The 20,767-nt window shown below is 74.2% G+C and carries 16 protein-coding genes; 7 read left to right on the top strand and 9 right to left on the bottom strand.

Annotation, left to right across the window (positions count from 1 at the left end):
* Positions 1 to 22 precede the first annotated feature (22 nt).
* The 3 genes from ABD352_RS31970 to ABD352_RS31980 are packed head-to-tail and all read left to right on the top strand — an operon-like array spanning position 23 to position 6,910.
* Positions 23 to 1,183 (top strand): ATP-binding protein, encoded by a 1,161-nt coding sequence (locus ABD352_RS31970; protein ID WP_344616238.1) that lies wholly within the window; start codon positions 23 to 25, stop codon positions 1,181 to 1,183.
* On the top strand, positions 1,167 to 4,673 hold the full coding sequence (locus ABD352_RS31975; RefSeq protein ID WP_344616239.1) for a DUF5682 family protein: 3,507 nt from the start codon (positions 1,167 to 1,169) through the stop codon (positions 4,671 to 4,673). Before ABD352_RS31970 ends, ABD352_RS31975 begins: the two co-directional genes overlap by 17 nt.
* Positions 4,670 to 6,910, top strand: coding sequence for a hypothetical protein (locus ABD352_RS31980; RefSeq protein ID WP_344616240.1), 2,241 nt, complete (start codon positions 4,670 to 4,672; stop codon positions 6,908 to 6,910). Before ABD352_RS31975 ends, ABD352_RS31980 begins: the two co-directional genes overlap by 4 nt.
* A 165-nt stretch (positions 6,911 to 7,075) precedes the next feature.
* Here the strand turns inward: ABD352_RS31980 and murD are convergent, their stop codons facing one another.
* The 4 genes from murD to ABD352_RS32000 are packed head-to-tail and all read right to left on the bottom strand — an operon-like array spanning position 7,076 to position 11,835.
* Positions 7,076 to 8,428, bottom strand: coding sequence for a UDP-N-acetylmuramoyl-L-alanine--D-glutamate ligase (murD, locus tag ABD352_RS31985; RefSeq protein ID WP_344616241.1), 1,353 nt, complete (start codon positions 8,426 to 8,428; stop codon positions 7,076 to 7,078).
* Between the two features lie 11 nt (positions 8,429 to 8,439).
* The gene (locus tag ABD352_RS31990; RefSeq protein ID WP_344616242.1) at positions 8,440 to 9,186 is read right to left on the bottom strand and encodes a succinate dehydrogenase/fumarate reductase iron-sulfur subunit; all 747 of its coding nucleotides are present in this window, start codon (positions 9,184 to 9,186) and stop codon (positions 8,440 to 8,442) included.
* The gene (locus tag ABD352_RS31995; protein WP_344616243.1) at positions 9,186 to 11,123 is read right to left on the bottom strand and encodes a fumarate reductase/succinate dehydrogenase flavoprotein subunit; all 1,938 of its coding nucleotides are present in this window, start codon (positions 11,121 to 11,123) and stop codon (positions 9,186 to 9,188) included. The genes ABD352_RS31990 and ABD352_RS31995 overlap by 1 nt, the downstream gene beginning before the upstream one ends.
* A 1-nt stretch (position 11,124) precedes the next feature.
* Positions 11,125 to 11,835: a succinate dehydrogenase cytochrome b subunit gene (locus tag ABD352_RS32000; protein ID WP_344616244.1), complete on the bottom strand. Its 711-nt coding sequence runs from the start codon at positions 11,833 to 11,835 to the stop codon at positions 11,125 to 11,127.
* Between the two features lie 82 nt (positions 11,836 to 11,917).
* On the opposite strand from ABD352_RS32000, the gene ABD352_RS32005 reads away from it, so the two are divergent.
* Positions 11,918 to 12,826, top strand: coding sequence for a LysR family transcriptional regulator (locus ABD352_RS32005; RefSeq protein ID WP_344616245.1), 909 nt, complete (start codon positions 11,918 to 11,920; stop codon positions 12,824 to 12,826).
* 14 nt (positions 12,827 to 12,840) lie between these two features.
* On the opposite strand, the gene ABD352_RS32010 is transcribed toward ABD352_RS32005, so the two are convergent.
* Positions 12,841 to 14,439 carry a diguanylate cyclase gene (locus ABD352_RS32010; protein WP_344616246.1) on the bottom strand — a complete coding sequence of 533 codons (1,599 nt, stop codon included), beginning with the start codon at positions 14,437 to 14,439 and terminating at the stop codon, positions 12,841 to 12,843.
* Positions 14,440 to 14,496: 57 nt separating this feature from the next.
* Between ABD352_RS32010 and ABD352_RS32015 the strand changes: the two genes are divergently transcribed.
* The 3 genes from ABD352_RS32015 to ABD352_RS32025 all read left to right on the top strand — a co-directional run bounded on the left by ABD352_RS32015 (position 14,497) and on the right by ABD352_RS32025 (position 17,654).
* A complete protein-coding gene (locus ABD352_RS32015; RefSeq protein ID WP_344616247.1) occupies positions 14,497 to 15,201 on the top strand; it encodes a hypothetical protein in 705 nt (234 codons plus the stop codon).
* Between the two features lie 74 nt (positions 15,202 to 15,275).
* Positions 15,276 to 16,112 carry an undecaprenyl-diphosphate phosphatase gene (locus ABD352_RS32020; protein WP_344616248.1) on the top strand — a complete coding sequence of 279 codons (837 nt, stop codon included), beginning with the start codon at positions 15,276 to 15,278 and terminating at the stop codon, positions 16,110 to 16,112.
* Between the two features lie 81 nt (positions 16,113 to 16,193).
* Positions 16,194 to 17,654: a sulfatase family protein gene (locus ABD352_RS32025; RefSeq protein WP_344616249.1), complete on the top strand. Its 1,461-nt coding sequence runs from the start codon at positions 16,194 to 16,196 to the stop codon at positions 17,652 to 17,654.
* On the opposite strand, the gene ABD352_RS32030 is transcribed toward ABD352_RS32025, so the two are convergent.
* From ABD352_RS32030 to ABD352_RS32045, 4 genes are all read right to left on the bottom strand, one after another.
* Complete coding sequence (locus ABD352_RS32030) at positions 17,642 to 18,067, bottom strand: ribosomal maturation YjgA family protein (protein WP_344616250.1); 426 nt, start codon at positions 18,065 to 18,067, stop codon at positions 17,642 to 17,644. The genes ABD352_RS32025 and ABD352_RS32030 overlap by 13 nt on opposite strands.
* Positions 18,068 to 18,174: 107 nt before the next feature.
* Positions 18,175 to 18,873: a B3/B4 domain-containing protein gene (locus ABD352_RS32035; RefSeq protein ID WP_344616251.1), complete on the bottom strand. Its 699-nt coding sequence runs from the start codon at positions 18,871 to 18,873 to the stop codon at positions 18,175 to 18,177.
* A gap of 74 nt (positions 18,874 to 18,947) precedes the next feature.
* Positions 18,948 to 19,793 carry a hypothetical protein gene (locus ABD352_RS32040; RefSeq protein ID WP_344616252.1) on the bottom strand — a complete coding sequence of 282 codons (846 nt, stop codon included), beginning with the start codon at positions 19,791 to 19,793 and terminating at the stop codon, positions 18,948 to 18,950.
* A gap of 541 nt (positions 19,794 to 20,334) precedes the next feature.
* Positions 20,335 to 20,760 (bottom strand): MarR family winged helix-turn-helix transcriptional regulator, encoded by a 426-nt coding sequence (locus ABD352_RS32045; protein ID WP_344616253.1) that lies wholly within the window; start codon positions 20,758 to 20,760, stop codon positions 20,335 to 20,337.
* Positions 20,761 to 20,767: the final 7 nt, after the last annotated feature.

Here is a 20,767-nt window from a genome sequence, read left to right on the forward strand (position 1 = left end):
GCTTCGTCATGAGAGGCCGTCGATGACCGCCACCGTCACCAGCCCCCGGCAGGTCGACCCCGCCGAGCACGCCCACGCGACGGAGCTTGCGTTCCTGGCCGCGTTCGACGGCGGAGCGCGCCCGCCCGGCTGGCGGCTCATCCCGCGGGCCGTCGTCACGTTCATCGTCGGCAGCGACGGCGAGCAGCTGGCGCTGCCCAAGGGCGCCCGGCCCGACGGCGTGCCGGCGAAGCTGGAGATCTCCCGCAAGTTCGTCGGCGACCGGGCCCTGGTCGAGCGCTGCGTCGTCACCCTCGCCGGCGAGCGCGGCCTGCTGCTCGTCGGCGAGCCCGGCACGGCCAAGTCGATGCTGTCGGAGCTGCTGGCCGCGGCCGTGTGCGGCACCAGCGAGCTGGTCGTGCAGGGCACCGCGGGCACGACCGAGGACCAGTTGCGGTACGGCTGGAACTACGCCCTCCTGCTGGCCGGCGGCCCGACCCCGGAGGCCCTGGTGCCGTCGCCGGTGCTGACCGCGATGCGGGCCGGTCGGGTGGCCCGCATCGAGGAGATCACCCGCTGCCTGCCGGAGGTGCAGGACGCGATGGTGTCGATCCTGTCCGACCGGCGCATCGCCGTGCCGGAGCTGGCCGGCACGGAGGCCGCGACGGTGCACGCCGCCCCCGGGTTCACCCTCATCGCCACCGCCAACCTGCGCGACCGCGGCGTCTCGGAGATGTCGGCCGCCCTGAAGCGCCGGTTCAACTTCGAGACCGTGGGCCCGATCCCCGACCTGGCCGCCGAGACCGCCCTGGTCGCCCGGCAGGCCCGCGCCGCCCTGACCCGCGCGCAGACCCCGTTCGAGGTCGACGAGGCCGTCCTGGAGGCGCTGGTCACCGCGTTCCGCGACCTGCGGGCGGGCCGCTCGGTCGAGGGCTGGGAGATCGAGCGCCCGTCGACCGTGATGAGCACCGCCGAGGCCGTCGCCGTGGCCACGTCCCTGGGCCTGGCCGCCGCCTACTTCCCCGGCGACCGCGACGTGCTGTCCCTGCTGCCGGCCCACCTGCGCGGCGTGGTCTGCAAGGACGACCCCTCCGACGGCGCCAAGCTGCTCGGGTACTGGGACGGGCCGGTGCGCCGCCGCGCCGAGGAAGGCGCCCGGCTGTGGCGTCACCTGTGGGAGCTGCGCGATGTCCTCAACGCCTGATCCTGGGGCGGCGCTCGATCAGCTGGCCGGTTCGTCGGTGCCGCTTCTCATCGGGGTGCGGCACCACTCGCCGGCGCTCTCGGCCGTCATGGAGGAGCTGCTGGACGGGTTCCGGCCCGAGGTACTCCTGCTGGAGCTCCCCGCCGAGTTCGCCTCCTGGCTGCCGTGGCTGGCCTCCCCGGACACCCGGGCGCCGGTCGCCCTCGCCGGGGTGCACGGGACCGACGGCGCCCCCGCGTTCTACCCCTTCGCCGACTTCTCGCCGGAGCTGGTCGCGGTGCGCTGGGCGGCCCGCAACGGCGTCGAGGTCGTACCCTGCGACCTGCCCCTGGCCGCCCGCGAGTGGCACGAGCCGCGGTCCTTCCTCGGCCACGCCCCCGAGGTGTCGCTGGGCGACGCGCTCAAGCGGTCCGCGACCGGCCGCCCCGACGAAGACATGTGGGACCGCGTCGTCGAGGCCCGCGCCCCCGGCTCCACCCCGGAGTCGATCCGCCGCGCCGCCCTGCTGGTCGGCTGGGCGATGCGCACCGACGCGGCGGCCGGCGCCGGCGTCGACCCGCTCGACCTGCACCGCGAGGCGTGGATGCGCCGCTGCCTGGCCGCCGCGGGGTCCCGCCGCGTCGCCGCCGTGATCGGCTCGTTCCACGCCGCGGCACTGCTCGCCCCGGACGGCGCGGGCTCGTCCGCCTCCGCCGCGGATCCCGTGGCGGACGGGGTGGTGACGTCACTCGTGCCGTACAGCTTCGCCTTGCTCGACGCCCGCTCCGGATATCCGGCCGGGATTCGGGATCCGCGGTGGCAGCAGGCCGTGGTCGAGGCCGGCGGGCGGCCCGAGGCGGTCGAGGCGGCCGCCCTCGCGAGCGTCGTCGAGGTGTGCGCGCGGGTGCGGGCCGGTGGCCATCCGGCCGGGCCGGCCGAGGCCCGCGAGGTGTACCGGCTGGCCGCCGACCTGGCCCGGCTGCGGGGGCTGCCGGCGCCCGGGCGCGGTGAGCTGATCGAGGCGCTGCAGAGCGTGCTGGCCCACGGCGAGGTGCTCGGCCGCGGCCGGGTCGTCGCGGCCGCGATGGAGGCGGTGCTCGTCGGCGACGTCCGCGGCGCGCTCGCCCCCGGCGCGCCCCGCTCGGGCCTGCGCCCGGCGGTGGAGGCCCGGCTGACCGAGCTGCGCCTGCCCGGCCCCGGCCAGCCGGCCCGCAAGGACCTGCGCCTCGACCCGCTGCGCTCCGACCTGGACCGCCGCCGCGACGTCGCGCTGCGGCAGCTCGCGACGTGCCGGATTCCGTACGCGGAGCCGGCCGCGGTCGAGGGCACCGGCGGCGTCGACGCGCTGAGCACCCGCTGGAGCGTCGAGTGGACGCCGGGCACCGAGGCGATGCTGGACGTCGCCGGGCTGCGCGGGGTGACCCTGCCCCAGGCCGCCGAGGGTGCGCTGCGCGAACAGCGCCGCCGCGAGGAGGGCGCCGAGGGTGCGACCGCCGCCCAGGTCATCGCCGGTCTCGCCGCCGCGGCCGAGTGCGGGCTGCCCGCCCTGGCCGGCGAGCGCCTGGCGGAACTGGCCGAGGTGGTCCCGGCCAGCGCCACGCTCGACGAGCTCATGCGGGCCCTGGCCCTGCTCGACCGCCTCCGCAACGGGCACGTACCCGGGCTGCCGGCCCCGGCCGCGGCCTCCATCGCCGACCTGCCGGCGCTGGGCGAGGCGTTGGAGGCCGCTGCGGTACGGCAGGTCGACGGCCTCGCCGGCTCCGACGACGTCGCCGACGTGCGCGCCCTGGTCGCCCTCGGCCGACGCGCCGACGCCGCCGGGGTGGGCCTGCGGCTGGCCGACGCGCTGGAGCGCCTGAGCGCCGCGGGCACCCCGGCGATGTCCGCCGCGGCCACCGCGGTCCAGGTCATGCTGGCCCTGCGCCCGCCCGCCGACCTGGGCAGCCGGGTGGCCTCGTGGATCGACGCCGCCGAGGCCGACGAGGCCCGCCGCCGGCTGCTCGGCCACCTGCGCGGCCTGCTCGCCGCCGCCGAGCCACTCCTGCAGTCCGCCCCGGACGCCCTCGACGGCCTGCTCGACCGGGTTTCGTCGCTGCCCGACGCGGCCTTCCTGTCGCGCCTGCCGGCCCTGCGCGGCGGCTTCCAGGCGATGAGCCCGGCCGCCCGCGACCGGCTCCTGGCGGTGGTCGAGGACCGCCTCGGCGACGGCCTCACCCGCGACCTGAACGACACCGACCCGGCGACGCTGCTGCGCCACCTGCTGGCCGACCGCGCCGGCCGGGCCGCCGCCGAGGCCCTGGGCGTCCTGCCCAACCCGGCTCCGCCCGCGGCCGATCCCGCGGCGGCTCCGGCACCCGCGGCCGACCCGGAATCCGCGGGGTTCGCCGCCGCCGAGGAGGACGACGGGCGCGCGCTCGGGGTCATCGATCGGTGGCGGTTGCTGCTCGGACGGCAGGAGCGGCAGCTGGGTGGGCTGGCACGGCGGTACGCGGCGGCGCTGGACGAGCTGTACGGGGCCGGCAGCGGCGAAGGGGCCGCGGCCGATGCCGGTGGGCGGGCCGGGCGGGAGGCGCCCTTCCCCGGAGTGCGGGAGTGGGCCGAGGAGCTGTCCGCGCTGTTCGGCACCGGCATCCGCGAGGAGGTCCTGGCCCGGGCGGCCGAGGCCGGGCGGCGCGACGCCGTGCTCCTGCTCGATCCGGGCAAGGTCAACCCCTCGGTGGAGCTGCTGCAGACGGTGCTCTCGCTGGCCGGCGGCCTGCCCGAGAGCGCGATGGCGCGGCTGCGGCCGCTCGTGGCGCGCATCGTCGACGAGCTGACCCGGCGGCTGGCCACGCGGCTGCGGCCGGCGCTGGCCGGGATCACCACGCCGCGCCCGACGTACCGGCCGGGCGGACGCCTCGACCTGGCGCGCACGCTGCGGGCCAACCTCACGACCACGCGACGGGGCGAGGACGGACGGGTGCAGGTCATCCCGGAGCGCCCGGTGTTCCGGACCCGGGCGCGGCGCGGGGTCGACTGGCGGCTCGTGCTGGTCGTGGACGTGTCCGGGTCGATGGAGGCGTCGGTGATCTGGTCGGCGCTGACCAGCGCGATCCTGGCCGGGGTGCCGGCCCTGACGACACACTTCGTGGCGTTCTCCACGGAGGTCGTGGACCTCACCGACCGGGTCGGCGACCCGCTGGGCCTGCTGCTGGAGGTCCGGGTCGGCGGCGGCACCCACATCGCCAAGGGGCTGCGGCACGCGCGGAGCCTGGTCACGGTACCGACGCGGACCCTTGTGGTGCTCGTCAGCGATTTCGAGGAGGGGTACCCCCTCAGCGGCCTCCTCGCCGAGACGCGCGCGCTCGTCGAGTCGGGCGTGACCGTGCTCGGGTGCGCGAGCCTGGACGACGCGGGGCGCCCGCGGTACTCGGTGCCGATCGCCTCGCAGCTCGTGGCGGCCGGGATGCCGGTGGCCGCGGTGAGCCCCCTGGAGCTGGCCCGCTGGGTCGCGGAGAAGGTGCGATCATGAGCCCGACGCTGCCGCCGATCGAGACGACAGTACTGCTGGCCGCAGTCGACTCGCTGCCCGCCCGCCTGCGCAAGAAGCTGGACGACGCCGCGGCCAGGCTCGCCGGCCGCCCGGTGGAGCACGACGGCGACCGCCACACGGTCGCGGTCGACGACGCCACGACGGTGACCCTGACGACGACCGGCGGCGTGGTTCGCGCCGCGGAGGCGGTCACCTGCACCTGCCTGCTGGCGCCGAACTGCCTGCACCGCGCCGCCGTGCTGTCCCTGGCCCCGATCCACGACCCCGCCGCGGAGGACCCAGCCCTGGCGTCCACTGTGGACGGTTCGAGCCCGGCGCCCGCGGAAGGTGACGGCGGCGCAGGCGCGACAGCCGACGCGGGTGCGGGCGGCATGGGCGCGGCCGACGAGACGGACGCGGCACGGCCGAGTGGCGCTGCTACCGGCCGAGCGGGCGGCGTGCCCGGCGGCACGGGCGGGACGCAACCTGGTGACGCGGGCGAGGCGCAAGCTGGGCACGCAGGTGAGGCGCGAGCTGGGCACGCAGGTGAGGCGCGAGCTGGGCACGCAGGTGAGGCGCGAGCTGGGCACGGGGACGGGGTGCGAGCCGGGCACGCGGACGGAACGCAAGCCGGGCACTCGGGCGAGGCGCGAGCTGGGCACCCGGGCGAGGCCGGGCGGGTGGACGGTGCCGAGGGGGCGGTGCCGGAGGAGGGCGCCGTCGTGCTCACCGCGCAGCAACGGGCGGCGGTGGCGCAGCTGTGGCGGGCGGCCTGCGGGGTGCTCGCGGGCGGGGTCAGCGGCTCGGGGACCGTCGCGCGGGCGGCCCTGCTGCGGGCGGCGCACGAGGCGCAGGCGGGCAAGATGTACCGGGCGGCGGCCGCGGCGCGGGTCGTGGCCACGCTGCTGCAGGCCGGGCGGGCCGGGGATCCGCACTACCGGCTGGCCGACCTCGGCGAGGCGCTGCGCGAGCTGCTCACGGTCACGCACCGGCTGATGGCCGGCGACGGGGGCCCGGTCGCGGAGGGGCTGGTGGGCACGGCGCGGCGGCAGTACCACCTCGCCGGGAGCCTGCGGCTCTTCGGGCTGTGCACGACCGCGGTGCTCGCCGGGACGGGGCACGCGGGGGTGGTGACGTACGCGGCCGATCGGCAGGGGCGGCTGTGGATGGTCGCCGACATCATGCCCGGGGACGCGCGGCGGGCCGCCCGGGCCGGGGGTGCCACGCTCGCGATGGGCGAGACGGCGCTCACGCACCGCGGGCTGACCCGGGCCGGGCTGGTCGTGACCGGGGCGACCGCGACCGGCGGGCGGCAGCTCGGGGCCGGCAAGGGGGTCCGGGCGGTCACCGCCGCCGGGGCCGGCTGGCACGAGGAACCCCTGGCGGGGCTGTGGGCGGAGCCGGTCGCCGAGCAGGTGCACCGGGCGTTCGAGGCCCTGGCCGTGCCGGTGAACGACCGGCCGGCCGGCGCCGACCTGCTGTTCCTGCGGGTCACGGTGGCCGGCACCGACGGCGACGCGGTGCTGGCCCGGGACGCGGACGGGATGCCGCTGCTGCTGCGGGTGGCGGTCGACCACCCGGCGCTGGGGTACCGCGACAACCTGCGGGTGCTCGGCCGGGCCGAGGGGCTCGAGATGCTGGTGATCGCCCGGCCGGACCCGGGGCGCCCGGGCACGGTGCTGCCGCTGGCGGTCGCGCCGCCGGAGGGGACCGGATGGCACCTGCCCGCACCGCACGGCGGGCATGCCGACCTCGCCTTCGACCGCCTCCACCGCAGCCAGCTCCCCCAGCCGTCCGTCCTCGGGGAGACCGACGCGGAGGAGGAGCTGCCGGCGGGCGACGCCGGGGAGGAGGAGGAGACGGCGGCGCCCGGGGACATCGCGGAGGAAGGGTGGCGGCCCGCGGTGAGCGACCCGGCGCTGCACCGGCTCACCGCGCAGATCGAGCGCACCATGGCCGGCGGCCGGGTCATGCTCGCGTTCCCGAACGGGCGCGGACCCTCGGATGCCGACCGGCTGCGGGCGGCCCGCCTCGACACCGGCGCCGCCCTGCTCGACGGCCTGATCGGGGCCGCGGCGGACCGGCCGCGGGACGCGTTCGGGCGGCTGGGCGACGACGACGGCACCGCGTTCGCGCGGGCGTGGCTGGCCGCGGCGACGTACGCGGACGCGGCCGGCCGCGCCCTCGCCGAGGCCTCCTGGCTGCCGGGCGACCCCCGCCTGGAGGCGCCCGTGTAGCGAGCCGCAGCCAGGGTCAGGGCCTCAGGCGACCCCCGCCTGGAGGCGCCCGTGTAGCGAGCCGCAGCCAGGGTCAGGGCCTCACCGGAAGGCGCCGATGTAGCGAAGCTGGCCGGGATCAGGGCCACTCCCGCCCCGAGGCGCCGTGCTGGGAGACCGGCGGGGTCAGGGGCGGGTGGCCTCGATGGCGGCGATGAAGGCGTTGGCGCGGGCCTCGTAGTTGTCGTAGCGGCCGTAGCTCGGGGCGGCTGGCGAGAGCAGGACCACGCCAGCCGGCGGGATCAGGGCGCGGGAGCGGGCCACGGCGTCGGGAAGGTCGTCGGCGACCACGCGGGAGACGCCCGGCAGGTCGCCGACCACGTCGAGGATGTGGGAGCCGCTGTCGGGGACGGCGATGAGGGTGAGAGGGACGGCCTTGTCGCGCAGGTAGTCGCGCAGCGGGGTGTAGTCGATGCCGCGGTCCTGGCCGCCGACGATGACGGCCAGGGGGCGGCCGGCGTAGGCCTCGATGGCGTGGATGGTGGTCTGCGGGGCCGTCGAGAGGGAGTCATTCACGAACTCGACGCCCGTCGGGTCCGGGATCGGGGTCAGGCGGTGCGGCAGCGGCGTGTAGGAGCGGACCGCGGCCTCGATCGCGGCGCGTTCGGCGGCGACGTCGATGCCGTAGGCCTGCAGGGCGGCGAGGGCCACGCACAGGTTGCCGGCGTTGTGGGTGCCGCGGAGGGGGAACGCGTCGCGCTCGAAGAGGCGCTCGCCGCCGAGCGTGACCCAGCCGTCGGCGACGTGGAAGGACGCTTCGGTGTTGGCGGGGATCAGCGGGAGGCCGGGGCGGGCGGCCAGCTCCGCCGACAGGGTCGGGTCGGCGGCGTTGTAGACGACCGCCTCGGGGCCGTGCTCGGCGATGTTGAGCTTGTGGGCGTAGTACTGCGACGGGCGGCCGTCGCGGGTCCAGTCCAGGTGCTCCTCGAACAGCGACGTGACCACCGCGACGCGCGGGGAGTCCTGCAGGTCGGCGCACTGGTACATGGACAGCTCGAGCACGTAGCGCTCGGCGGGCGGCAGGGAGAGCACGGCGATGCCGATGTTGCCGCCGAGCTCGTTCGGGCGGCCGGTCCCGGTGAGCAGGTGCGAGATCAGCGTCGTGGTGGTGCTCTTGCCCTTGCTGCCGGTCACGCCGATCGTCTGCTTGGCGTGGCCGGCCATCCACAGCGCGGTACCGCCGGTGATGGAGACGCCCCGGCGGCGCAGCTCCTGGATCCAGGGGTTGGACTCGCCGACCCCAGGGGAGCGCACCAGCACCTCGACGCCGTCCAGGGCGGCGGCCATCGCCTCGCCCTCGTGCAGCTCGGCGAGCCCGGCCAGGCGGCCCTCCCACTTCGTGGCCAGGAACGTGGTCTTGTCCTGCACGACGACGAGGGAGGACGGGCCGACGGGGGCGATCGCCTCGAGCGCGGCGATGCCCTCGCGGCCCGTGCCCCACACCGCGACCCGCCGCCCGGCGAGCTCCGAAAGCTGCATGACTGCGTACTCTACCGGCGGCCGGTCGACGCCTTGCGGTAGTCGCTGTTCAGGCGGCCGATGAGGGTGAGCGGGATGCCCTTGGGGCAGACCGTGGTGCACTCGCCGGCGTTGGTGCAGCCGCCGAAGCCGGCCTCGTCGTGGGCGGCGATCATGCTCAGCACCCGGGTGTCGCGCTCGGGCTGGCCCTGCGGGAGCAGGCCCAGGTGGCCGACCTTGGCCGCGGTGAACAGCATCCCCGAGCCGTTGGGGCAGGCGGCCACGCAGGCGCCGCAGCCGATGCACGTGGCGGCCTCGAAGGCGGCGTCGGCGTCGGCCTTCGGCACGGGCGTGGCGTGCGCGTCGGGCGCGGCGCCGGTCGGGGCGGTGATGTAGCCGCCGGCCTGGATGATCGAGTCGAACGCGCGGCGGTCGACGACCAGGTCGCGCACGACCGGGAAGGCGGCCGAGCGCCACGGCTCGACGTCGATGGTGTCGCCGTCGTTGAAGTGCCGCATGTGCAGCTGGCAGGTCGTGGTGGCCTTGAGCGGGCCGTGCGCGACGCCGTTGATCATCATGCCGCACATGCCGCAGATGCCCTCGCGGCAGTCGTGGTCGAAGGCGATCGGCTCGTCGCCGGCGAGGATCAGGCGCTCGTTGAGGACGTCGAGCATCTCCAGGAAGGACGCGTCCGGGGAGATGTCCTTCACCTCGTACGTCACCATGCCGCCCTTGTCGGAGGGGCCGGTCTGGCGCCACACGCGCAGCTTGATGTCCATTACTTGTAGCTCCGCTGGGTCGGGTGGACGTATTCGAACTCGAGCGTCTCCTTGTGCAGCACGGGCGGCTCGCCGGTGCCGGCGAACTCCCAGGCGGCGACGTAGGAGAACTCGTCGTCGTGGCGCAGCGCCTCGCCGTCGGGGGTCTGGCTCTCGCCGCGGAAGTGCCCGCCGCACGACTCGGCCCGGTGCAGGGCGTCGACGCACATGAGCTCGGCCAGCTCGAAGAAGTCGGCGACCCGGCCGGCGCGCTCCAGGTTCTGGTTGAGCTGCTCGCCCGTGCCGGGCACCTTGACCCGGGTCCAGAACTCCTCGCGCAGGGAGCGGATCAGCGAGATGGCCTTCGTCAGGCCTTCCTCGGTGCGCTCCATGCCGCAGTACTCCCACATGATGTGGCCGAGCTCGCGGTGGAAGGAGTCCACGGTCCGGTCGCCGTTGACGGCGAGCAGCGACGCGAGCCGCTCCTCGACCGCCGTGCGGGCCGCGACCACCGCGTCGTCCGAGGCGGAGACGCGCGGGAACGGGCCCGAGGCGAGGTAGTCGTTGATGGTGTTGGGCAGCACGAAGTACCCGTCGGCCAGGCCCTGCATGAGCGCGGACGCGCCGAGCCGGTTGGCGCCGTGGTCGGAGAAGTTGGCCTCGCCGACGACGAACAGGCCGGGGATGTTGGACTGCAGGTCGTAGTCGACCCACAGGCCGCCCATCGTGTAGTGCACGGCGGGGTAGATGCGCATCGGCGTGACGTAGGGGTCCTCGCCGGTGATCCGCTCGTACATCTCGAAGAGGTTGCCGTACTTGGCCTCGACCGCCGGGCGGCCCAGGCGCGCGATCGCGTCGGCGAAGTCGAGGTAGACGCCGAGGCCGCCGGGGCCGACGCCGCGGCCCTCGTCGCAGACGTTCTTGGCGGCCCGGGAGGCGATGTCCCGGGGCACCAGGTTGCCGAACGACGGGTAGATCCGCTCGAGGTAGTAGTCGCGCTCGTCCTCGGGGATGTCGGCCGGGGCGCGGTCGTCGCCGGCCCGCACCGGCACCCAGACCCGGCCGTCGTTGCGCAGCGACTCGCTCATCAGCGTGAGCTTGCTCTGGTGCGTGCCGGACTCAGGGATGCAGGTCGGGTGGATCTGCGTGTAGCAGGGGTTGGCGAACAGCGCGCCCTTGCGGTGCGCCCGCCACGACGCGGTGACGTTGCAGCCCTTGGCGTTGGTGGAGAGGAAGAAGACGTTGCCGTACCCCCCGGAGGCCAGGACCACGGCGTCGGCCATCTCGGTGGTGATCTCGCCGGTGACGAGGTCGCGCGCCACGATGCCGCGGGCCCGGCCGTCCACGATGACGAGCTCGAGCATCTCGTGGCGGGCGTTCATCTCCACGTTGCCCGCGGCGACCTGCCGCTCGAGGGCCTGGTAGGCGCCGAGCAGCAGCTGCTGGCCCGTCTGGCCGCGGGCGTAGAAGGTGCGCGACACCTGGGTGCCGCCGAAGGAGCGGTTGTCGAGCAGGCCGCCGTACTCGCGGGCGAAGGGCACGCCCTGGGCCACGCACTGGTCGATGATGTTCACCGACACCTGGGCGAGGCGGTAGACGTTGGACTCGCGGGCGCGGAAGTCGCCGCCCTTCACCGTGTCGTAGAAGAGCCGGTACACCGAGTCGCCGTCGTTGCGGTAGTTCTTGGCGGCGTTGATCCCGCCCTGGGCCGCGATCGAGTGCGCGCGGCGGGGGCTGTCCTGGTAGCAGTACGACTTCACCTTGTAACCGGCCTCGGCCAGCGTCGCCGCCGCCGATCCGCCGGCCAGGCCGGTGCCGACCACGATGACGGTCAGCTTGCGCTTGTTGGCCGGGTTGACCAGCTTGGCGGAGAACTTCCGCCGCTCCCACCGGGTCTCGATCGGGCCGTCCGGTGCGGCCTTGTCCTCGACGGGTTCGCCGTCGGTCCAGTACGTCATGTCACTTCACCAACCCGGTCAGCACGGCGAACGGCACGGAGAGGTAGCCGACGACCAGCACGAGCGACAGCGCGAGGGCGATCGCCTTGGCGATGCGCTCGCCGCGCGCGGACTGCTGGCCGAAGGTGCGCAGCGCGGAGAAGATCCCGTGCCGCAGGTGGAACCCGATCGCCACGATGGCCAGGGCGTAGAACAGCGTCACGTACCAGCGCCCGGGCGCGAAGTCGGCGACCACGTTGGCGGAGGGGTGCTGCTTGTCGCCGACCGGGTTCACCGTGCCGGTGGTCAGGTCGAGGATGTGGAAGACGACGAACAGCAGGATGATGACGCCGCCCCAGCGCATGGTGCGGGCCGCGTAGCTGCCCTGGACCTTGGGGCGGTGCGCGTAGCGGACCGGGCGGGCGGCGCGGGCCCGGCGGGCCAGCACGACGGCGGCGAAGATGTGCCCGAGCACGGCCAGCGTCAGCCCGCCGCGCTGGATCCACAGGAACCAGGTGCGCGGCAGCAGCGGCGTGCCGAGGTCGCGCAGCCAGTGCGCGTAGTGGTCGAAGGCGTCCGCCCCGACGAAGATCTTCAGGTTCCCGGTCATGTGCGCGAACAGGAACAGCACCAGCAGGATGCCGGTCCCCGCCATGAGCATCTTCAGGGCGACCGAAGAAGCCTTTTTCTTGGGCTTCGCCGCCTTCGCCGGAGTCGCCCGTTCTGCCGTCATTACCGCCACACCCGCCGACGCTAGGGGCGCCCGCGCCGATTCGTCCAATGCATGACACCCGCAGCGGCAATAGCCGTAGGCTATGAAAGTGCAGCTGCAACAACTTCGATACTTCGTATCCGTCGCCGAACTACGACATTTCACCCGCGCGGCGGAGCAACTCGGTGTGAGCCAACCGACACTGAGTAAACAAATTCACACCCTGGAGGCGACCCTCGGCGCCCCGCTCTTCGACCGCTCCCGCGGCAGCGTCGTGCTCACGACCGCCGGCGAGACGCTGCTGCCCCTGGCCCGCCGGGTGGTCGCCGACGCCGACACCGCGCGCAACGCCGTCCAGGAGGTGGTCGGCCTGCGCCGCGGCCGGGTGCGGCTGGGCGCGACGCCGAGTCTCTGCACGTCACTGGTACCGCTGGTGCTCCGCGATTTCCACGAGCGCCACCCCGACATCGAACTGCACGTGGACGAGGGCGGATCGCAGGACCTCGTCGCCGAGCTCGTCGCGCACACCCTCGACCTGGCGCTGATCGTCGAGCCGGCCCGGGGCACCGACCCGGCCCTCGAAACGGTCCCGGTGCTGCGCGAGAGCCTCGTCGTCGCCTCCGTCGAGCCGCTGTCGGAGCGCATCACCCTCGCGGACCTGCGCGACACCCCGCTGGTGATGTTCCGCACCGGCTACGACCTGCGGGACACGACCCTGGAGGCCTGCCGGAGGGCGGGGTTCACGCCGCGGTACGCCGTGGAAGGCGGCGAGATGGACGCGGTGCTGGCCTTCGTCGAGGCGGGCCTGGGCGTGGCCCTCGTGCCGAGCATGGCCCTCGTCAACCGGCCGCTGCTGCACGCGGCCCCGCTGGTGGCGCCGGGCGTGCACCGAACGATCTCCCTCGCCCAGCGGCGCGAGTCCGTGCTGCCCCACGCGGCCCAGGCCATGCGCGCCACCCTGCTCGACCACGTCGCCGCCGGCCCCCTCCCGGTCGGCGTCCAGGCCTTCTGACCGCCCGGCCCGGCTCAGGACGGGTCGGCGAGGACCCGGTTGCGCCCGGAGCGCTTGGCGGCGTAGAGATTGCGGTCGGCCTGGCTCAGCAGGGCGGCGGCGGTCAGGCCGTCCCTGGCCGCGCCCGCTCCGGCTCGATGCGGCTCCGCGCCGGTCGACCCGAACCAGGCGGTGCTCACGCCGATGCTCACGGTCACCGGCAGGTCGGCGGTCAGCTCCGACCAGTCGTGGTCCTGCACGGCGCGCCGCAGGCGTTCGCAGCGGGTCAGGGCGTCGTCACCGCCGGAGTCGGGCAGTACCACCACGAACTCCTCGCCACCGAGACGGGCCACCGTGGCGGGCTCGTCCACCTCGGCCGCGAGCAGGCCGGCGATGCGCTGCAGGACCAGGTCGCCGGTCTCGTGCGACAGCGTGTCGTTGATGCGCTTGAAGAAGTCGACGTCCACCAGGGCCGCGGACATCGGGATACCGCGCTCGGCCGCGCGGGCCAGCAGGGCGGGCAGCTGGGCGTCGACGAAGCGGCGGTTGTAGAGGCCGGTCAGGGCGTCGCGCAGGGCCATCTCGCGGAACCGGGCGGCCTCGCGGCGGCCCTCCCGGCTCTCGAAGACCAGCTGGGTCAGCCGGGCCCGCTCCTCGCGCTCGGCCGAGCGCAGGGCCTGCGACTCGGCGTCGTAGCGGCATTGCTCCTCGTAGGCCTCCCGCCACCGTCCGTGGGTGGCGTGCAGCTGGGCCAGCTCGCGGCGGGCCCGGGCGCCGGTGTCGGCCATGCCGCGCTCGGCGCAGAGCCGCAGGCACCGCTCGATCGTGGCGGCGGCGCGGTCGAGGGCGCCGGCGAGCCGTTGCGACTCGGCGAGGGTGAGCAGTACCTCCGGGAGCATGTTGCCCTCGACGTCGCACCGGCGGGCGTCCGGATCGACCAGTGGCAGCAGCGTGAGCTCGGCCTCGGCGTGGCGGCCCTGCAGCATCAGGACCCGCGCGATCGTGTCGAGGTCCGGCGGCCGCAGCTCGACGCCGGTGCGCTCGGCCAGGCGGCGCATCCGCTCGGCCAGCTCGCCGGCGGCGTCCGCGTCGCCGTCGCAGTAGGCCGCGTACGCCATGTTGTTGAGCACCGCGCGGCTGAGGTCGTGGTCGCCGGCGGCCGCGGCGATGTCGAGGGCCTCGGCGTGGTACGGCGCCGCGTCGGCCCGCGAGATCACGTCGACGCACAGCGCGAGGTTGACCAGGTGGCTGCCGCGGATCAGGGCCGGCACGTAGTCGGGCAGGTGGTCCACGGCCAGCAGCGCGTGCCGGCGGGCCTCGGCGTTGTCGCCGAGGCAGGTGTGCAGGATCGACAGCAGGAAGTTGCACCGGGCCAGCACGTAGGGCTCGTTCTCGCGCACCGCCCAGCGGTGCACCTCGTGCAGGAGCGGGGCCGCGCCGGCGGGGTCTCCCCCGCGGCACAACGCGTCGGCCGCGACGAGCTTCGCGCGCGCGGCGAGCTCGGGGCGGCCGAGCTCGATCGCGGCCCGTTCGGCGGCCAGTGCGCGCCCGTGCTCGGCGGCGCGCCGGTCGACCTCCATGCCGAGTACCTCGGCCGTCAGCCGCTCGGCCGGGACCAGGAGTGTGCCACTCATGCCCCGCACCATCGGCGGTCGCGCGGCCGAGTTGAGGAGGGGCGATACTTGTCGATCGTGGAGACCGAACGGAGTGAACGGGCGCGGCAGTGGCTGGCCGCGCAAGAGCTGAGCACGGAGGGTGACCCGGACCAGGTGGCCCGGGCCGTCATGCCCGAGATCCGCGGCGACGCCGAGCTGCCCGACGCCGACAAGCTGGAGCTCGGCCTGGGGCTGCTGGAGCTGCTGGACACGTACTGGGTGACGGTGGAGCTGCGCTGGTTCGTCAACGCCGCCGCCGACGAGGCGATCCGCGACGCGCACTGGCAGGCGATCCGCGAGCACCTGGAGCGGCCCAAGCCGAGCGAGGCGGTGCTGTACTCGCTGTGGGTGGACTGGTTCGAGGACATATCCACGGTCGAGCGCGCCTTCACCGAGACACTCGCCCGGGACGTCCCGGCGCTGCCCGACGCCGGCGACGAGCTGCTGCGGCGGGCCGCGGCGGTGCTCAAGGTCAGCGGGCCCGTCCCGTGGAAGCTCAAGCACGCCGTCTACACCGCGGCCGCAGAGGTACCGCGGCTGCGCCCGGCGGTGTTCAACGGCCTGCTGTACAGCTACCACGACGTGTACGGCTCGCTCGAGATCGCCCCGGCGCTGGAGCTGCTGGACAGCCTCGAGATGCCCGACGACACCGAGCACCTTGCCGAGTTGCGCGACGAGCTGACCCACGGCCACGCCAACCGTCACCACCGCGAGGACGCGCCGCCGCCCCCGCCCGAGTAGTCAACGGGAACTTCTCAGCAACGGTCCGGTAAGTTCGCCAGCGGCGTATCGGTGTGGCATTTGGAGGAACGGCTTTGCAGATCTGGGAAGCGATCGTGCTGGGCGTCGTCGAGGGTGTCACGGAGTTCCTTCCCGTGTCCTCGACCGGCCACCTGACCATCACCGAGAAGCTGATGGGCATCCCGATCGACGACAAGGGCGTCACGGCGTTCACCGCGGTCATCCAGGTCGGCGCGATCCTCGCGGCGATCATCTACTTCCGCAAGGACATCATTCGGTTCATCGTCGGGCTGTTCAAGGGGCTGGCCAGCGCCGAGGGGCGCCAGCACGAGGACTGGCGGATGGCCATCAACGTCATCGTCGGCTCGGTCCCGATCGTCATCGTCGGCCTGGCCTTCAAGGACGTCATCGAGGGCGCGCTGCGCAGCATGTGGTTCGTCGCCGCGGGCCTCGTCGTGTGGAGCGTCGTCATGGTGCTCGGCGACCACCTCGGCAAGCAGAAGCGGGCCGAGGGCGACGTGACGTGGAAGGACTCGCTCATCATCGGCCTCGCGCAGTGCGTCGCCGTGATCCCCGGCGTGTCGCGCTCCGGCGCCACGATCAGCATGTCGCTGTTCCGCGGCCTCGATCGGGTGACGGCCACCCGGCTGTCGTTCTTCCTGGGCATCCCGGCGCTCACCGGCGGCGGCGTGCTGGAGGGTGTCAGCCAGTCCAAAGAGATCGCCGCGACCGTCGGCTGGGGCGCCACCGCGATGGGCACCGCGATCAGCTTCGTGGTGGCCTACGTCAGCATCGCGTGGCTGCTGCGGTACGTCGCCGGGCACACCTTCTCCGCGTTCGTCTACTACCGGGTGGCACTGGGCGGCATCCTCGTCGGCCTGCTGGCCACGGGCGCCATGACGGCGACCTGATCTCCTACCTTTTTTGTATCTTTCCACAGACCGAATACACCGTTGACCAATTGACGCATGTCTACGGGTAGAGCTGTAGGCATGCGTAGATTGCCCGCCTTGATCGCCGGAGTGGCCGGCGCGGCCGCCGCCGCGCTGGCCGCGACCGCGCTCGCCGGCTCCGGAGCGCCCGCCGCCGCCCCCGCCAAGCCGAACATCGTCTTCGTCCTCACCGACGACCTGGCCTGGAACCTCGTGCAGCACATGCCGGAGGTCCAGCGCCTGCAGCACGACGGGACCACGTTCACCAACTACACCGTGACCGACTCGCTGTGCTGCCCGTCCCGGTCGTCCATCTTCACCGGCAAGTTCCCGCACGACACGGGCGTGTTCACCAACAACGCCCCCGACGGCGGGTTCAACGTGTTCCACAGCCGCGACGAGTCGAACACGTTCGCGACCGCGCTGCAGGGACAGGGGTACGCCACGGCGATGATGGGCAAGTACCTCAACGGCTACGACCCCAAGTCGCTGTTCGTCCCGCCGGGCTGGTCGGAGTGGGACGTGTCCGGCAACGGCTACCCGGAGTACAACTACAACCTCAACGAGAACAGCACCCTGGTCCACTACGGCAACACCGAGGCCGACTACCTCACCGACGTGGTTGGCACCAAGGGCAAGCAGTTCGTCAAGCGCTCGGCCGCGGCCGGCAAGCCGTTCCTGCTCGAGATCGCCACGTTCGCGCCGCACGGCCCGTTCACCCCGGCCAAGCAGGACCTCGACAAGTTCCCGGACCTCACCGCGCCGCGCGGCCCGGCGTTCGACAGGCTGCCCGCCAATGCCCCGTCATGGCTGGCCGGCAACACCCCGCTTACCGCCGACGAGAAGTCGAAGATCGACACCGACTTCCGCAAGCGGGCGCAGGCCGTGCAGGCGGTCGACCGAATGCTCGCCGGGCTGCGCCAGGCGCTCACCGACGCGGGCGTGGCCGGGAACACGTACGTCGTGTTCAGCTCCGACAACGGCTTCCACATGGGTGAGCACCGACTCACCGAGGGCAAGCAGACCGCCTTCGAGACCGACGTACGCGTGCCGCTGGTCATCGCCGGCCCGAACGTGGCCGCCGGCAAGGAGCGCCCGCAGGTCGTGCAGAACATCGACCTGGCACCCACCTTCCAGAAGCTCGGCGGCGCCCCGATCGCGGCCGGCGTCGACGGCCGGCAGCTCGTCACCCTGATGACGGGCGGCACCACGGCCGAATGGCGCACCGCGTCGCTGATCGAGCACCACGGCCCGAGCACGGACGCCGACGACCCGGACCTGCAGACGGTCCGCAACGGCATGCCGACGACCTACGAGGCCCTCCGTACGCCGGCCTACACGTACGTCGAGTACGACAACGGCGAGCGGGAGTACTACGACCGCACCACGGACCCCGACCAGCTGAACAACACCGCCGGTTCCCTGCCGGCCGCCCGGCTGACCGCGCTGCACGACGCGATGACGGCGCTGAAGAACTGCCACACGGGCACGGCCTGCTGGGACGCGGCTCACGTCTCCTGATCGCCCGGCCCGGTCCTCGTCCGCCGCAGGGCGTGGTGGGCGAGGACCAGCGGGACGATGCCGACCGGGTACCAGCACACATCCGTCCAGTCGAAGGCGTTGCCGAAGATCAGGCGCAGCAGGATGCTCTGCCCGGACAGCGTGCGCGGGACCGGGGTGAGCTGGGCCAGCTCCACGGCCCAGCACCAGCCGAGCGCCCACGCCCCGGCCGTCAGCGGGCGGGCGGCCGGGCGGAGGAAGACCACGGCGGCGTAGACGGCGGATGCGTAGAGGGCCGTCCCGGAGTTCTGTTCCAGCGCGCCGGTGCTGGTGACGTCCCCGCTGAGCAGGGCCCGCAGGCCGAGGGCCACGGCCACGGCGGCGGCCGCCGTGAGGACCGCCGCGACGCGGGTCGCCTTTGCCGACTCGATCACGCCGCGATGGTAGACCGGCCGGTCACGCGACGACTTGAGCGCTCCGCGCGACTTGTCGGATTGTTCACCAGCCGGCGGTCATCGAGCGGGTCGGCCGCCGTTCGTGATCAGGCGGCGGTGTCGAAGCCCGGGTGGGCCGCGGTCAGGATCGCGGGCGCCGGGTCGGTGGCCCAGGCCGCGCGCAGGGCGCCGGCGAGGGTGTCGAGCAGCTTCGGCACGTCGTCGGCGGCGGTCCCGTGCAGGGCCTCGGCGACGATCAGCGCGCGGGTCGTCGACGGGCCGATCGCGGAGCGGCCGCTCTGCCGGTTGGTCCAGCGGCGGGCGTGCGCGAACCCCTCCCCGTCCACGAAGACCACCTCGCGCGGATCGGGTTGCTCGACGGTCCCGCCGAAGGTCTCGTAGGTCTCGGCGCCGGACGCGTAGCCGACCTCGAGGTCGCCGGCCACGCGGTCGAGGTCGATGACGGCCACGGGGATGGCGTACGCGACCGACACGGCGTTGCACAGGTCGACGAGCGGGTGCAGCGCCGGCAGAGTGCCCTCGCGGCGCAGGCGGCGCAGCAGGGATTCCGAGGCGCAGCGGTACTGCGTGGGCTTGACCCCCTGGGCCGCGAAGGCCCGCCGCCAGGCCTGGATCTCCGGCATGGCGCTCTCGCCGGTGCGGGCCAGCCGATCGAGGGCGGTGGCGGTATGCCGGGCCACGGCGGCGGCGACGTCGGCCGTGGGGGTGATGGCCTCCGTGTAGAGCACCCCCGGTACCAAATCCGGAAAGTCCCGCCAGATCTCGTCGCGGTGTCGAAAACGCACCCGCCCATGATCGTGCGGTCCGGCGTCCGGGGCAAAGGTCCACCCGGGCGCCCGCGCAGCGGACCAATCGCCGCTCAGCAGGGGCGGCTGCCGGCGCCGGTGCTGCCCCAGATCCGGTACTCGCCGCCGCCGGGCTGGGTGAGCGAGTAGGTGACGTCCCAGCGCGTGCAGGTCTCCGACTCGCGCCCCTTCGGCCCCTTGCCGGGGTCCTGGCGGCTGCGGAACGTGACCCGCGCCTGCAGCAGGCCTTTGCCGGTCGGGTCGGGCCCGAGCACCAGCAGCAGGATGTCGTCGTCCGTACTCGTGCTGATGCCGTCGCTGAACTTCTTGACCGCGCTCGCGTCGCCCTGGTTGATCGAGCCGCCGGGGTCCATGACGCCCAGCGCGGCGCCGGCGTTGCGGGCGTTGACGGCGGTGAAGTACCGGTCGAAGATGCCGGCCACCGCGGGCGCCTGGACCGGGTCGAGGCTGGGGTCGAGGCGGACGCTGCCGACGTTGGCGGGCAGGGTCGGCGGGCCCTGGGTCGGGGTCGCGCTCGTGGGGTTGGCGGTGGGCGTGGGGGACACGGAGGCGGGGCCGCCGCCGGGACCGCTCGTGGCCGGCGTCGCGGTGGGGCCGGCGGGGGCGGCGGTGGACGGGTCGGAGGCCCCGGGCAGCCAGCGGTCCCGCAGGACGAACGCGATCGTGCCGCCGGCCAGCAGCAGGACGACGGCGACGACGGCCGGGAAGATCCAGACCGGGTGGCGGGGTGCGGCCGGGGGGACCGGGGCCCATTGGGCGGGCGCTCCCCCGGGCGCCTCCGCCGGCCAATGGGTCGGCGCCGCGCCGGGTTCGGCCGGCGCGAGCGGCTGGTTGGGCATGCCGATGGCCGGCCACTGCTGCGCGCCTTGGACCGCGGCGACGCCCGGCGGGCCGGGCACAGGCGGCCACGGCTGGCCGGGCTGCGCGGGCGGAAAAGGCTGACCGGGTTGCGCGGGCGGAAAAGGCTGACCGGGCTGCGCGGGCGGAAAAGGCTGACCGGGCTGCGCGGGCGGAAAAGGCTGACCGGGCTGCGCGGAGGAAAAAGGGCCGGGCTGGGCCGGTGGGTAAGGCTGGCCGGGCTGGGCCGACGGGTTCGGCGGAGACGAGACGGGCCACGGCTGCGCGGCGGCGGCTGCGTCCGGTCCAGGGCCGGGTCCGTATGGCCCAGTGCCCGACGGGTTGGGGCCGGGCGGGTTGGGGCCGGGGATCGACGCGTCGGGGCCGGCGCTGGGCGACCAGGAGGCGAACTGGTCGGCGGGGGCGGAGGCGGGCCAGGCCACCGGGGCGCGGACGGCGCCGCAGGTGGGGCAGGTGCCGTTCTCGTCCGTGTTGGTCTGGCCGCAAACCCCACACTGCCACATGTACCCGACCGAACCGCACATCGACGGCAAACACCATCGGCGCAACGCTCAACATCGACCGCCGTTCGTGCCGCCTTGGTCAGCGCGCGGCCAACGGGCGGAGCAGGCTCAGCAGCGTCTTCGCGTCCGGGGTGGCGGCGAAGAAGGCGGCGTCGGCGGACTCCACCACCTCGACCGCGCGCTCGGCCAGCGCCGCGCCCTTGTCCGTGACGCGCAGCAGCTTCGCCCGGGTGTCGGACGGGTCGACCTCGCGCTCGAGCAGACCCTTGTCCTCGAGCTTCTGCAGGACCTGCGAGGTCATCTTCACGTCCGTCCCGGCGTGGGCGGCCAGGGCGTGCTGGCGGGGGGCCTCGCCGGCCTGGTTCAGCCACCAGGCGCTGGCCAGCAGCACGAACTGGACGTGGGTCAGGTCCAGCGGGGCGAGGGCGGCGGCGATCTCGCGCTGCCAGCGCAGGGTCACGTGCCAGAGCAGGAAGCCGGGGCTCTCGTCGGGTTGATGGGCCACGCCGGGT

The organism is Dactylosporangium salmoneum, assembly GCF_039532525.1.
Lineage (GTDB): Bacteria > Actinomycetota > Actinomycetes > Mycobacteriales > Micromonosporaceae > Dactylosporangium > Dactylosporangium salmoneum.

Bases quoted from the DNA above. Each gene is read 5' to 3' on its own strand.
- ABD352_RS31970 (WP_344616238.1), top strand. From the start codon at position 23: ATGACCGCCACCGTCACCAGCCCCCGGCAGGTCGACCCCGCCGAGCAC.
- ABD352_RS31975 (WP_344616239.1), top strand. From the start codon at position 1,167: ATGTCCTCAACGCCTGATCCTGGGGCGGCGCTCGATCAGCTGGCCGGT.
- ABD352_RS31980 (WP_344616240.1), top strand. From the start codon at position 4,670: ATGAGCCCGACGCTGCCGCCGATCGAGACGACAGTACTGCTGGCCGCA.
- murD (WP_344616241.1), bottom strand. From the start codon at position 8,428: ATGCAGCTTTCGGAGCTCGCCGGGCGGCGGGTCGCGGTGTGGGGCACG.
- ABD352_RS31990 (WP_344616242.1), bottom strand. From the start codon at position 9,186: ATGGACATCAAGCTGCGCGTGTGGCGCCAGACCGGCCCCTCCGACAAG.
- ABD352_RS31995 (WP_344616243.1), bottom strand. From the start codon at position 11,123: ATGACGTACTGGACCGACGGCGAACCCGTCGAGGACAAGGCCGCACCG.
- ABD352_RS32000 (WP_344616244.1), bottom strand. From the start codon at position 11,835: ATGACGGCAGAACGGGCGACTCCGGCGAAGGCGGCGAAGCCCAAGAAA.
- ABD352_RS32005 (WP_344616245.1), top strand. From the start codon at position 11,918: ATGAAAGTGCAGCTGCAACAACTTCGATACTTCGTATCCGTCGCCGAA.
- ABD352_RS32010 (WP_344616246.1), bottom strand. From the start codon at position 14,439: ATGAGTGGCACACTCCTGGTCCCGGCCGAGCGGCTGACGGCCGAGGTA.
- ABD352_RS32025 (WP_344616249.1), top strand. From the start codon at position 16,194: ATGCGTAGATTGCCCGCCTTGATCGCCGGAGTGGCCGGCGCGGCCGCC.